14 protein-coding genes are annotated in these 12,310 nt (G+C 36.6%); 5 read left to right on the top strand and 9 right to left on the bottom strand.

All coding sequences use genetic code 11. The annotated features are described in order from the left end of the window. Positions 1-27 precede the first annotated feature (27 nt). The 4 genes from BN1225_RS06195 to BN1225_RS06210 form a co-directional block, all read right to left on the bottom strand. Positions 28-558 (bottom strand): GNAT family N-acetyltransferase, encoded by a 531-nt coding sequence (locus tag BN1225_RS06195; protein ID WP_041138911.1) that lies wholly within the window; start codon positions 556-558, stop codon positions 28-30. Continuing rightward, positions 555-1,172: a non-canonical purine NTP pyrophosphatase gene (locus tag BN1225_RS06200; protein ID WP_052466403.1), complete on the bottom strand. Its 618-nt coding sequence runs from the start codon at positions 1,170-1,172 to the stop codon at positions 555-557. The genes BN1225_RS06195 and BN1225_RS06200 overlap by 4 nt, the downstream gene beginning before the upstream one ends. A 66-nt stretch (positions 1,173-1,238) precedes the next feature. Continuing rightward, positions 1,239-3,125, bottom strand: a complete 1,887-nt coding sequence (locus tag BN1225_RS14075; RefSeq protein WP_052466405.1) for an ABC transporter ATP-binding protein — start codon at positions 3,123-3,125, stop codon at positions 1,239-1,241. A 110-nt stretch (positions 3,126-3,235) separates the two neighbouring features. After that, positions 3,236-4,648 carry a glycoside hydrolase family 1 protein gene (locus BN1225_RS06210; RefSeq protein WP_041138912.1) on the bottom strand — a complete coding sequence of 471 codons (1,413 nt, stop codon included), beginning with the start codon at positions 4,646-4,648 and terminating at the stop codon, positions 3,236-3,238. A gap of 196 nt (positions 4,649-4,844) precedes the next feature. Between BN1225_RS06210 and BN1225_RS06215 the strand changes: the two genes are divergently transcribed. Next, positions 4,845-5,453, top strand: coding sequence for a hypothetical protein (locus BN1225_RS06215; protein ID WP_052466407.1), 609 nt, complete (start codon positions 4,845-4,847; stop codon positions 5,451-5,453). A 28-nt stretch (positions 5,454-5,481) separates the two neighbouring features. Here the strand turns inward: BN1225_RS06215 and BN1225_RS06220 are convergent, their stop codons facing one another. Genes BN1225_RS06220 through BN1225_RS06235 form a run of 4 tightly spaced genes read right to left on the bottom strand, consistent with a single transcriptional unit; the run spans position 5,482 to position 8,442 of the window. Then, positions 5,482-5,907 (bottom strand): threonine/serine exporter family protein, encoded by a 426-nt coding sequence (locus tag BN1225_RS06220; protein WP_041138913.1) that lies wholly within the window; start codon positions 5,905-5,907, stop codon positions 5,482-5,484. Beyond that, entirely contained in the window at positions 5,904-6,677 is a 774-nt protein-coding gene (locus BN1225_RS06225; protein ID WP_041138914.1) for a threonine/serine exporter family protein, read from the bottom strand. Before BN1225_RS06225 ends, BN1225_RS06220 begins: the two co-directional genes overlap by 4 nt. Next, positions 6,674-7,594 (bottom strand): NAD(P)-dependent oxidoreductase, encoded by a 921-nt coding sequence (locus BN1225_RS06230; RefSeq protein ID WP_052466409.1) that lies wholly within the window; start codon positions 7,592-7,594, stop codon positions 6,674-6,676. The genes BN1225_RS06225 and BN1225_RS06230 overlap by 4 nt, the downstream gene beginning before the upstream one ends. A 23-nt stretch (positions 7,595-7,617) precedes the next feature. Beyond that, the gene (locus BN1225_RS06235) at positions 7,618-8,442 is read right to left on the bottom strand and encodes a tRNA lysidine(34) synthetase (protein WP_041138915.1); all 825 of its coding nucleotides are present in this window, start codon (positions 8,440-8,442) and stop codon (positions 7,618-7,620) included. A 135-nt stretch (positions 8,443-8,577) separates the two neighbouring features. Between BN1225_RS06235 and BN1225_RS06240 the strand changes: the two genes are divergently transcribed. From BN1225_RS06240 to BN1225_RS06250, 3 genes are read left to right on the top strand one after another with little or no spacing between them, the layout of a single operon-like run. After that, positions 8,578-9,354 carry a Cof-type HAD-IIB family hydrolase gene (locus tag BN1225_RS06240; RefSeq protein ID WP_041138916.1) on the top strand — a complete coding sequence of 259 codons (777 nt, stop codon included), beginning with the start codon at positions 8,578-8,580 and terminating at the stop codon, positions 9,352-9,354. Then, positions 9,354-9,698, top strand: a complete 345-nt coding sequence (locus tag BN1225_RS06245; protein ID WP_041138917.1) for a hypothetical protein — start codon at positions 9,354-9,356, stop codon at positions 9,696-9,698. The genes BN1225_RS06240 and BN1225_RS06245 overlap by 1 nt, the downstream gene beginning before the upstream one ends. After that, positions 9,691-10,209 carry a hypothetical protein gene (locus BN1225_RS06250; RefSeq protein ID WP_041138918.1) on the top strand — a complete coding sequence of 173 codons (519 nt, stop codon included), beginning with the start codon at positions 9,691-9,693 and terminating at the stop codon, positions 10,207-10,209. Before BN1225_RS06245 ends, BN1225_RS06250 begins: the two co-directional genes overlap by 8 nt. A gap of 9 nt (positions 10,210-10,218) precedes the next feature. Here the strand turns inward: BN1225_RS06250 and BN1225_RS06255 are convergent, their stop codons facing one another. Continuing rightward, positions 10,219-11,226: a YeiH family protein gene (locus BN1225_RS06255; RefSeq protein ID WP_082029293.1), complete on the bottom strand. Its 1,008-nt coding sequence runs from the start codon at positions 11,224-11,226 to the stop codon at positions 10,219-10,221. Positions 11,227-11,337: 111 nt separating this feature from the next. Between BN1225_RS06255 and BN1225_RS06260 the strand changes: the two genes are divergently transcribed. Next, a complete protein-coding gene (locus BN1225_RS06260; protein WP_052466411.1) occupies positions 11,338-12,252 on the top strand; it encodes a LysR family transcriptional regulator in 915 nt (304 codons plus the stop codon). Positions 12,253-12,310 lie beyond the last annotated feature (58 nt).

Consider the following 12,310-nt stretch of genomic DNA (forward strand, 5'->3'; position numbering starts at 1 on the left):
CCTTTCTTTTGTACTCTGATAAAATATTTATAATAAACACTCCAATTGACGGTCAAAGGGTTCACACATTACGTGCATCTCATTTATTTCGATGGCATCGACACATCCCATTGCCTGATAAAAAGACTGTGTCTCCACTGCCGAATGCGAAGAAATATAAAGTTTCTTTGCCCCCTGTTTTTTCGCCCATTTCTTGGCAGATTGAAATAATGTCTTGCCAATCCCAAGATGTCGCATATCATGAGATACATGGAGACTGCTTAGATCAAGATAGTCTTTATTCTTTCCAAAGAAACTGGATTCAACACAAATAAACCCTTTTAACTGTTGATCAAAAAAGGCACCTAAAACATAGCCTTTCGTCTGTATAGTATGATGCAGACAGTCAATCAGCTCTTGATAATCTTCTACTGTCCAATCATCAATAAATGGGCATTCTTTAATCTGCCAGACACCCTCGATGTTACGCCAGCAGTCAGTCACATTTTGCCGACGATAAAAATGAGTAAACAAATCGATATTTATTTCTTCTATAGTTAAAGGTTTATAAATGATCATCCTATTTTCTCCTTTGCAAAAAGCGTTTCTTGAATGAAAGACAGGCACTGCTTTTCAAAAAGAAAGTTATGTTTTAAAAATTCATCATCACTCATCGCTGAATAATATTTGTTTAAATACGGGTCTATCGTTAAAACATCTAATGGATTTCCTCGATGTGAATGCTTACTATCCATCAATGATGTCATGATAAAGGCATCTTCTTCAATCTCCGTTGTGTATATGCCGGACTCATTCACGATTGCCAGCCCCGTCAAGTAATGTGCCCTACTTTTCCCACCGATACTATCCATCAGGCTGACATAATAAGCAATCATTTCTTCATCAGTTAACTCTTTCCCTTGAATCCGCCTAACACATAATCCCGGCTGTTTTTCTTTAGGAACACGATCAATATAAAGTCCCGAATCGGCACCGATCGTAGGAATTTGTGTATGTTGGAAATATGCGGTTGCTTTTTTCAAAGCATTTTCTTTTGGACTTTGGCCGTCTTCAAGAACCTCTAATTTAAGATTCAAATCATTAGGGGTAACGAGTTCAATCGGCAATCCTTTTAACCGTCTTTTCATATTATAAATTTTAGAATTATTCCGGGTTGCATAAAGCAGCTGCATCTTCATCCCTCCTTGTTTCCCTATTATAGCATTTTTCTTTAGAAAAAGAAAAAAGTGCTGAGCACTTTAGGTTTCTTGATATCGTTTTGCTTGGGTACTAAACAGTTGGTAGTAATCCCCCTTTTTAGCCATCAAAGTGGCATGATCTCCCATTTCTGAGATGGTCCCTTCTTTTAAGACGATAATTTTATTTGCTGTTGTGGCACTGGATAAGCGGTGGGATACAAAAAGTGTTGTTTTATCTTTTCTTAGCATATCAAACTGATTGAAAATTTCCTGCTCCGCCAAAGGGTCCAGAGATGCCGTTGGTTCATCTAATATAAGGATATCCGAATCGGAATAGAAAGCCCTTGCAACAGATAATTTCTGCCATTGCCCAATCGAGAGTTCAGTGCCGTTTTTTTCAAAATAACGCATCAAAGGGGTCTCATAACCATTTTTTAATTGTCCGATAAACGGATCGGCATTAGCTTGTACTGCCGCTTTTTCGATCTCGTCTTTTGAATAGACTTTGCTGATATCGCCAAAGCGGATATTCTCTTCAACATTCATTGCATACTTACCAAAATCCTGGAAAATAATGCCATACATCTTATACAATGCCTGTGTATCATAAAGCCGAATGTCTACCCCATCCAATAAGATTTGTCCTTCTGTCGGATCGTATAAGCGGGTCAAGAGTTTAATCAAGGTCGTTTTTCCAGCTCCATTAAGTCCTACCAAAACTGCCGTATCTCCGGCATTCAACGTAAGATTGATGTGATTCAAGACATTCTTTTGAGAACCCGGATACGCAAAACAGACATCTATTAATTCAATGGTATGCCCACAGTGACGTTTAGGAAGCAAGGCTTCTTTTGATGAACACAGAATATGCGCTTCTTCATTCATAAATAAAATCATATTATCAATAAATAAAGAGCCTTCATAAATTGTCGCTCCTGTCGCAATCAATGCAGACAGTGTCGCTGAAATAGAATTTAAAGCCCCGGTATAGACAGAATAATCTGCCACCTGTGATACATTCGTGGCGATCATAAAAAATAAGATTCCGTTTAATAAAGCGGAGCATAAAGCTAAAAAGATATTCCATCCGCCTTCTTTCCAAATAATCTTCTTAATCCCTTTAAAATAATGGCGAAAAGTATCTTGATAACGACCGATTAATAAATCTGATAATCCAAACAAACGAATTTCTTTTACCATGTCTTTATTTACCATTAAGTCACTGTAGTACGTTAACTGACGGCGCTCTTTAGAACGGACACGAATGTATAAAAAATTCTGACGGCGAAAATAAAAGCTGACCGCAGCAGAAAGAATCGATAATGCCACATAGCCTATAAAGAACGGATAAGCAGTCCAGCCTAATTTCACTAGAATAGTGGATAAAACAACAAAATAACTGCACATTGAAATAATCTTGCTGATGAGATTAAAGGTGGATTCCATGATATTAACAGGTCGAGTTCCGGCTTCACGATTCGCATTTTCCAAGCGTTCATAAAAATCAGGCATATCAAACGAAGCCAGATCGATGGTTTTTGCTTTATTCATGATCTTTACTTTCACATGGTTCGTCACAATCTCCCCAGATATTTTAGTGATGGAATTATTTAAACTGTTGACTAAGCTGTTTATAAAACTGTAGCCAAACTGCCACATTAAAGGCACGATTAAATTAACTTCCTGAGTGAACGAAAGGACAATTTGTCCCAATAAATGGGCTGTAATTAAGGTTCCGATAATCGGCATAATACCATTATACAGAGTCATAACCCCCATTAAAAACAATAGGGATGGTTTCGCTTCCCATACTAAACGGGCAATATAAAACAAACGTTCACCCGTACTTCTTAACACATTTTTAAGATAACGTGGTACTTCTTTTATATTTTTAGGTTTTGGTTCTTTTAATTTATCATTTACTTCTGAAGAATACATCTTCGGCATAACATCTCTCCTTTATCAATTAATTAGGTACCTAGTGATATTTTATATTATTTCTTTCAAATGTCAAGGTACCTAATTAATTTTACCAAAAAAAGAATGCCGAAGCATTCTTAGTCTGTTAGATCTTCACCGTTAGAAGCAATGACTTTCTTATACCAATAGAAAGAATCTTTACGATAACGAGCAAGATCTTTTAAGTCAAATTCATCACGGTTAACATAAATGAAGCCATAACGCTTTACCATTCCTTCGTGGGTAGAAATTAAATCAATCGCTGACCAAGGACAATATCCCATCACTTCTACTCCATCCGTAATAGCAAGCTGAATTTGTTCAATGTGTTTTCTTAAATATTCAATACGATATGGATCGTGTACTTTTCCATCTTCTGTTAGTTTATCATAAGCGCCTAATCCATTTTCAGTAATAATTAAAGGCAGACGATATCTTGAATAGATTTCTCTTAAAGTACTTCTGAATCCTACTGGGTCAATCTCCCAACCAAACTGAGTCTTTTGCAAGTTTGGATTAGCCGCCGCTTTCACTACTCCGGGTTCTCCCATTGCTTTTTGCTGATCTCCGCCTTTTTGGTTTGCTTCACTGCCATCACTATACTCTACTGTCGCTGTTGAATAATAGTTAAATCCAATGAAATCAGGTTTACCTGAAGCTAAAATTTCCATATCTCCCGGTTCAATATCCGGAGTGGCATCTAAGTTTTCTAAATAAGCCCATACAATGTTATTGTATTTTCCGTAAACTGCCATATCTAAATATAACCAGTTTCTGATGGCATTAAAGTTTTGTGAGGCGATTACATCTTCCGGTTTACAGCTGGCGGCATACGTTAATGAAATATTAGGTGCGGGTCCGATTTTTGCACCGGGAATCATTTCATGGCATAGAGCCATCGCCTTTGCCTGTGCCACTAACATATGATGGTTTTGCTGGTAAGCTTCTTTTTTAGGATTACTTGATTTGATATTTGAAGTACCAATGACTTCTCCCATTAATGTCAGAACATTTTGTTCGTTGATCGTTAACCAGTATTTGACACGATCCCCAAAGTTTTCATACATCACTTTTGCAAAGTTGACAAATTCATCAATAGATTCTCTTCTTGACCAACCTCCTTTAGCGTCTAATGCTGCCGGTAAATCAAAATGGAACATCGTTACCAAAGGAATAATATTATGTTTGATGCATTCATCAATAATATTATTATAGAATTCTATCCCTTTTGGATTGACTGCACCTACGCCTTCGGGAATAATTCTTGACCAAGAAATAGAGAAACGATATACTTTGAACCCCATTTCTGCCATTAAGGCAATATCTTCTTTATAATGATGATAATGATCTGCACAAACAGTTAAATCAGAAGTTCCTTCCGGTACCTTTTTCACATCTTGAACAGATGGTCCTTTCCCATCTTCCAAGTTAGCCCCCTCTACCTGATAAGCAGAAGTAGAAGCCCCCCATAAAAAGTCTTGCGGGAATGGTTTTAATTTTTTATAGATCATAATTTTCCTCCTTTATATATAAGTTTATTATACTAAAAATAAATACAGATAAAAAGACTTTTAACGACTCTTGACAAAAGCCTTTCAAAATATGTAAATTTTTTCACAAATATATTGACATTTTGCTGTGTCGTCCATATAATTTAGTCATGTGTCATGACACATATGCAAACATATACATTTAGGGGGAAAATTTATGAAAAACAACAAAATCCATAAAATGGTCATTGCTGCATTATTATGTGCAATCGGCATCATTATTCCAATGTTTTCACCGGTTAAGTTAGTGTTAGAGCCAGCCTCATTTACTTTAGCGAGTCATGTGGCAATCATGATCGCGATGTTTGTTTCACCGACAGTAGCCATCTTTGTTTCTTTAGGAACAACCTTAGGTTTCTTAATGGCAGGATTTCCGATCGTTGTCGTCATCAGAGCATTCAGTCAGGTCGTTTGGGCATTTGGCGGGGCTTATTACCTAATGAAAAAACCGGAAACTATGAAATCATTACCAAAAATGATCGTCTTCTTCTTTGTTATTTCATTGATTCATGGGGGATTAGAAATGATCAGTGTTTGTCCATTCTATTTTGGCAACAATTTAGGTGCCGGTTATTACAACAAAGGATTCGTTTACGCAGTGCTTGGTTTAGTTGGGGGCGGTACTGTTATTCACGGAATGGTCGATTTTGCGATTTCTGTTGTCGTATATAAAGCATTATTAACAATTAGAAGTATCAAGGCGGTTTGTCAGGTAAAAGAAGTGTTTACTTCTGATGAACATGTCGCTAAAACAGTAACGGAATAAAGAAAAGACGGGATACACCCCGCCTTTTTTATTTTGTTCTTTTGAAAAATGTATGAGGAATCGCTAAAGCAAAGACAATGCCTAAAGCAATCATAACTGCGGTAGAAAAAGTTTCCAAGCCTTTAGCAAGAGCAAGCGAATGCTGATTCGTTATAAAATAATAGGCTGTATAATAAATACCGGCACCGGGAACTAAAGGGAAGATGCCACAGATCAGAAAAACGGTCAATGGCAATTTCCTTTTCACCGCTAAATAACGGCAAAGGATCGTTAATACCAATGCTCCAATAAAGATCGCTTTCGCATACCCCAGTCCTAAAGACACCCCGCCTAAATAACACAGCCAACCGATCATCCCCGAAAGGCCACAGTAAAGATATTCACTGACAGGAACACTAAATAAAACAGAAAAAGAAATGGTTCCGATCAATGCCACTAAAGCCTGACTGATCATAATACCACCCCTAACATTTGATAAATGGAAAGACTGATTCCGACCCCACAGGCAATACATCCTGCAACCAGTACGGCATCTAAAAGATGTATCATACCGGATAAATAATCACTGTTGATAATATCTCGAACAGAAGTGGTAATCAGTACCCCGGGAACTAAAGGGATAATGGAACCCATAATAATATGATCCAAAGAATTGCCTAAGCCAAAATGATAGGATAAACAGCCAATCAGTCCAACCACACTGCTCCCTAAGATATTCTGCATGATTTTGCTTGTCTTTCCCTTTAATATATATAAGAAAAAAATATATAAGGCAAGTCCCGAGATAAAAGAAGCTGCACTATCCATCACACTGCCCCCCAATAAATAACAAAACGTAGCGGCACCCACTCCGGATGCTAAAATCTGCATATGAGGAGAAGAAAAAGGAATCTGTTTTGCTTCCTCAATTTTTAAATAGGCATCTTTAAGCGGTAACTGTTGATCACAGATCATACGAGACAGCTCATTAACTGCACATATTCTGCCTAAATGAACAGGGGCCAAAGGAACATAACGTAACTGAGTCGTGTAGAGTTTTTCTCCATCGTTGACACTGACAAAAAGCCCATTGGCAATCACATATACATGAAACTGTTCGATACCATAACTGTCTGCAATACGTTCCAGCGTATCTTGTACACGAAAGATTTCCGCCCCGCTTTTTAAAAGAAGCTCTCCGGTCTGAACACAAAGTTCGACCACTTCCTGGGCATTCTCTTTCATTCTTTTACCTCAAAATCAATTGGGCGCCGATGAAGAGCATCAATCATTTGACGGACACATAAATCCCCTACTCGCTTCAATGCCTCATTTGTATTTGCCCCTAAATGAGGAGTAACGATCATGTTTTCCAACAGCATCAATTTTGAAAAATGCGGTTCATGCGTTAATACATCACTGGCCGCACCGGCAATCTTCTTTTCTTTTAAAGCAACATACATTGCTTCTTCATCAATGATGGCACCGCGAGACGTGTTGATTAAAAAAGCAGTCGATTTCATTGCTTCTAATTCTTTTCTTCCAATCAAATGATCGGTTTCTTCATTCAGAGGCAAACATAAGCATACATAGTCACTTTGACTTAGTACATCATAAAGAGTTTCACAACGTGTGATACCTAATCCGTTTGCCGCCGCTTGATTCAAATGTCGAGAATACCCCAGCACTTTCATCTTAAATCCATCTTTTAAAATTCCGATTGCTTGTTTTGCAATAGCACCAACACCGATAAACCCGACAGTTTTCCCGGTTAATTCCTGTCCCATTAAAGAAGACGGTGCCAACTCACAAACGGTCTGCGCAGAATAATCATATTCTGCTTTGATGAGGTGTCTTGACAAAGCCAGCATGAACATGACAATCATCTCTGCCACCGAAGCACTGTTTTGATAGGGAGCATTATACACTTGAATATGACGTTTTTTTGCTTCGATGATATCCACATCATCACAGCCACTGCCATGAATGCCAATGATTTTTAAATTGGGCAGTTGATCCATCAAGGCTTTATCCACCTTTATATTACGAGTAATTAACCCCTCAATCTTTTGTGGCTGAGAAAAGTCTTCAACAATCTCAGTTTTACTTTTCAAAAGTGCATAACTATCCGGATGAATAGGTTCCGATAAATATACAGCCATACGTCCGCCTCCTTTAAAAGCGTTTATTTTTCATCATAATCATCTAAAAAACTATGAGCGATTCCATCTTTTTTATACCCAATCACTGTATCTAAATTGATATTATGAATACTTCTGAATATATTAATATCCACATTCGGATAAATCTTACGATAAGCAGCAATTAAACGTTTCATTTCATTTCTCTTAGAACCCCCGCCTGTATCCGTGATTGTTTCGGTTAATCGGCAGGCACATAATAAAAACTTTAATTGATGATAGTCACGCCAACGAATGATTGCCGCTTCTTTAACTAAGTATAAAGGACGTATCAATTCCATTCCCTCAAAATTGTCGCTATGTAGTTTTGGCATCATGGTTTTAATCTCTGAACCATAAAACATACTCATCAATATTGTTTCAATCGCATCATCAAAATGATGTCCCAACGCAATTTTATTGCATCCCAGACTTTGAGCAAAGCGATATAAATAACCGCGTCGCATTCTGGCACATAAATAGCATGGATTTTCATCCACTGAATCCACGATCTCAAAAATATCTGACTTAAAAATCTGTATCGGGATGTCTAATTTTTTCGCATTGTCTTTGATTAACTGCAAATTTTCTTCTTTATATCCCGGATCCATAACAATAAATTCAATGTCAAAATTATTCTGTCCATGACGCTTTAATTCCTGAAACAGTTTTGCCATCAGCATTGAATCCTTGCCTCCGGAAATACAAATGCCAATATGATCCCCATCTTTGATCAGCTGATATTCATTAATGGCTTTTATAAAAGGTCGCCATATTTCTTTACGATATTTTTTTATAATACTTCTTTCTACTTCCTGATAAAATTCCATGTTCTTTCCTTTCTATATTACCTTCTAACTTTTTAACATATTTTTATCTTTTTGACTACAAATTTGAAGAGAAAAAGATAATATTTATGTACTTATGAAAGGATTTTGCTATAATTTTAAAGATGAGGTGATAAAATGCAGGAAATCTTATTTTTTGATGTTGACGGAACATTGCTGGATTCACAATTTCATATGACTAAATCTACTAAAAAAGCTCTGATTAAATTAAAGCAAAGCGGGCATTTGCTGTGCATCGCAACAGGAAGAAGCTATGACTCTTTATTGCGTACTCACTTAACAGAGATCATAAATTGGGATGGCATTATTTGCAATAACGGACAATTGGTTTTAGATCAAAATCGTCAGATTCTTTTTAAAGCCTTGATCCCAAGAAAATCAGTCAATGCTTTTTTAAAGATGGCATCACAAAAAAATTATCCTGTCGTTGTCAAATGCAAAGAGCGTTTCATTTCCCAAGCTGCCGATGAAAATACAGTATCAGTTCATCAGCATTTCAATAATCCAATACCACCAGTCGGAATCTTTGATCAGCAGGAAGTAGAAGCCATGAACATATATGCCCCTAAATCAGAAGATTATCAAGATTTTTCGCATATTGAGGACATTGATATTATTCCTTGTGCCTTAAATTATGCAGAGATCAGTCCAAAAGGAGTCAGTAAAGCCTCTTCCATTGAATATCTGCTTCGCCACTACGGTCATACTTCTTATATTGCTTTTGGTGATTCGCCTAATGATATCAAGATGCTTCAACACGCCAAAACGGCTGTAGTCATGGGACAAAGCATTGAAGACGTCAAACGCTGTGCAACGATCGTAACTCACCCGATTGGTCAAGATGGCATTATGGCGGCTTGCTTGCAGTTACAGTTATTTAAGGAGGAAATATAATGCGTATCTATCCCACAACAACTTTTACATATCAGTATTTAGATGAAAGGGATCAAATTCAACACCTGAACTTTCATGTTGTGAGCTTTCGTGAATATTTGCATGATCAAAATATTGATCCTTTTTATATCGAACAAGCTTCTATTATAACTATTCAAAAAGTTATTGAACTTAACAAAGAAGTATTAGAATATGCTTATCTTGGTTATTTAGACAATCCTAAAGATCTTGTCTTATTGTTTCCTCGTGATGTTAGCAGACAAAGTTGGATTTTCAATATCCAAGATATTCAGTTAAAATACAAATCCAATATACCAAACTGGGGAGATGAAGAAGATGTTTAAACATATTTTTTTATTGGGAGATAATAATCAACTGAAAACCAACATTATTGACGAGTTATTGAAAGGTCAGGCATTCAGCGGTTTTACAATCTTACCTTATATAATCAATGGTCAGGAAAAAGGACGTTATCTCCATAGCCATGTCGAGGTAGAAGATTATGACAACGATTTACCGATTGAAGTTAAGATCAACAATCAGCAAGTTGTGACAGTTCCCAATATTTTAGACTATTTCGGTGCTAAAGTTCTTATGAACAGTCTTCAATCCTCTGCTACGATTATTAAAATGGACCCGCTTTTTCTATCCGATCATAAAGCTCTGATCTTTTTAGAAGAATTTGATCGTTGTCTTTATAGTGATAAACATATCATTGGCTCACTTTCTACAATAACCGATGAATTAAGTGCCTTAGTATTTGCGAATAACGAAAGCTGTTTATTGGAAGTGAATGAAACAAACCATATACAAATTTTAGAGAATTTAAAAAGGATCATGTCATCTTGGGACTGATCCTTTTTATTAGGCAAATAAGATGGATATAAAGATTATCGCCAAGATAATTTGTGCCGTTCCGGTCAATCCGCCATAAAGAATGGCTTTTGGTCCTTCTTTGACTAAGTCTTTGAACTTCACTCGCATCCCGATTGCCGCTAAAGCAATAATTTCAAATTGTGAACTAATGCTTTTTGCCATAACTGATACAACATGCGGAATTAACCCTGTGCTGTTTAAAAGACTCAGAACAAAGAATCCAACCACGAACCAAGGAATTCCTGCTTTCACTTTGGCAGCTGTTTTTGTATGTTTAGAAAAAAGTGGTTCTCCCTCTCCTAAATTCATCTTTGAATAAAACAATGCAATAAATACGATAAAAATAATCCTTACAATCTTAAAAATAGTCGCAAATTCTACCACTTCTCCATTGACCATTACCGCAGAAGCAATGACTTGACCGATTGATTGTAGCGTTCCGCCAATCATTGCCGACGTTTTTAAGGTTTCATGATGATACAGCCAACCTGTCAAAAGTGGTAACACTACCATTAAAACGGTTCCTGTCACATTGACAATGGTGATTGAAATCCCTTTATCTTTACTGTCAGCCTCTACAATCGGAGCTACTGTTCCGATAGCAGATGATCCGCAAACCGCATTCCCGGCACACATCAGCAAAGAAAACTTTTTTGCAAAGCCAAGTTTTTTTCCAATGAAATAGCAAGTCATGACCGTACATGTCATTTGCAAGGCAATAAAGCCTACACCCTGCACTCCAATTCCCATGATATCGGTTAACTGCAATGTCAATCCGGTTAGGACAATTGAATACTCCAATAGTCGGCTTTCAGAAAACTTTGTTCCCATATTAAAGATCTCTTTATTTAAAAAGGTATTGCCAGCCAGCATCCCCATCCCGATTGCAAACAGTGCCGCTCCAATACTAGGAACTAATTTTGCAATCTGCTGTGCGATTAAACCAATGATCAGACAAACAATAAACCCCGGTCCATATGCTTTTATTTTTTCCATAATCTTCTCCCCCATCTATCTTTTGCAGTGTAACATAGAATAAACATAAATAAAAATTATAATATTTTATTTATCATAAGTTTATATTATAATTTATTTAGAGGTGAGCTTATGATCGACGATAAACTTAAAACATTTGTTAAAGTAGTTGAATGTCAAAACTATACACAGGCAGCGAATCTGCTTCATTTAACACAGCCTGCTGTTACTCAGCATATCAAAGCACTAGAACAGCATTATCAGCATAAGCTGATTGATCATCCGCATAAATCTTTTCGATTAACTAAAGCAGGGGAAATGCTGTACGATTATGCAAGGATTCAGATTCATAATGAAGAACTTTTTGAAAAAATGATTACTATGCACTCTGCACCATTTACAATCGGTGCAACACTGTCGATTGCCGACTACTATATTCCAACCTTGCTTGCTCCAGTGTTAATCACCTCTAAGCAAGAATATCAGATTATTGTGGCAAACACACAAAATCTTATTCAGGAAATGATGAATGGAAAAGTGGAATGTGCTTTTGTCGAAGGTCATTTTGATGCCGATCTTTTTGATTATCATTTATTTAAGAAAGAACGTTTTATTCCGGTAGCACGAAGTATCCATCCACTTACCGATCGGGATATTTCCTTCAATGACTTATTTTCTTATCCTTTGTTTGTCCGTGAAAAAGGATCCGGTACACGAGCCATTTTAGAAGATTATTTGAATCAGACACTCTACCATCTTCATTCTTTTCATCATTGCAATGAAATCGGAAATCTATCAATGATTAAAACATTAATCAAGCATACGAATGGCATTACCTTTGTTTATGAAGGGGTCGTGGCAGAAGAATTAAAAAAAGGACAGTTAAAAGAACTTCGTGTAACCGATTTTGAAATTACGCGACCGATGCACTTTATTTATTTAAAATCTAATATAAACAGAATAGTTTATCAGCAGTTTTTCAAAAATTTGATGAACAATCATGAAGTTCCTCATTCTGCTTTAGATAAAGAAATCACCATTCCATAAGACACTCCTATAAAAAAATACACAGCCGATACAATGTTTTGTACTCACTGTGTATTTT

Origin of the sequence: Beduini massiliensis, assembly GCF_000829905.1 — a bacterium.
Lineage (GTDB): Bacteria > Bacillota_I > Bacilli_A > Erysipelotrichales > Coprobacillaceae > Beduini > Beduini massiliensis.

Excerpts from the sequence above, each read along its gene's own strand:
- BN1225_RS06195 (WP_041138911.1), bottom strand. The coding sequence starts at position 558 with ATGATCATTTATAAACCTTTAACTATAGAAGAAATAAATATCGATTTG.
- BN1225_RS06200 (WP_052466403.1), bottom strand. The coding sequence starts at position 1,172 with ATGCAGCTGCTTTATGCAACCCGGAATAATTCTAAAATTTATAATATG.
- BN1225_RS14075 (WP_052466405.1), bottom strand. The coding sequence starts at position 3,125 with ATGCCGAAGATGTATTCTTCAGAAGTAAATGATAAATTAAAAGAACCA.
- BN1225_RS06210 (WP_041138912.1), bottom strand. The coding sequence starts at position 4,648 with ATGATCTATAAAAAATTAAAACCATTCCCGCAAGACTTTTTATGGGGG.
- BN1225_RS06215 (WP_052466407.1), top strand. The coding sequence starts at position 4,845 with ATGAAAAACAACAAAATCCATAAAATGGTCATTGCTGCATTATTATGT.
- BN1225_RS06220 (WP_041138913.1), bottom strand. The coding sequence starts at position 5,907 with ATGATCAGTCAGGCTTTAGTGGCATTGATCGGAACCATTTCTTTTTCT.
- BN1225_RS06225 (WP_041138914.1), bottom strand. The coding sequence starts at position 6,677 with ATGAAAGAGAATGCCCAGGAAGTGGTCGAACTTTGTGTTCAGACCGGA.
- BN1225_RS06230 (WP_052466409.1), bottom strand. The coding sequence starts at position 7,594 with ATGGCTGTATATTTATCGGAACCTATTCATCCGGATAGTTATGCACTT.
- BN1225_RS06235 (WP_041138915.1), bottom strand. The coding sequence starts at position 8,442 with ATGGAATTTTATCAGGAAGTAGAAAGAAGTATTATAAAAAAATATCGT.
- BN1225_RS06240 (WP_041138916.1), top strand. The coding sequence starts at position 8,578 with ATGCAGGAAATCTTATTTTTTGATGTTGACGGAACATTGCTGGATTCA.
- BN1225_RS06245 (WP_041138917.1), top strand. The coding sequence starts at position 9,354 with ATGCGTATCTATCCCACAACAACTTTTACATATCAGTATTTAGATGAA.
- BN1225_RS06250 (WP_041138918.1), top strand. The coding sequence starts at position 9,691 with ATGTTTAAACATATTTTTTTATTGGGAGATAATAATCAACTGAAAACC.
- BN1225_RS06255 (WP_082029293.1), bottom strand. The coding sequence starts at position 11,226 with ATGGAAAAAATAAAAGCATATGGACCGGGGTTTATTGTTTGTCTGATC.
- BN1225_RS06260 (WP_052466411.1), top strand. The coding sequence starts at position 11,338 with ATGATCGACGATAAACTTAAAACATTTGTTAAAGTAGTTGAATGTCAA.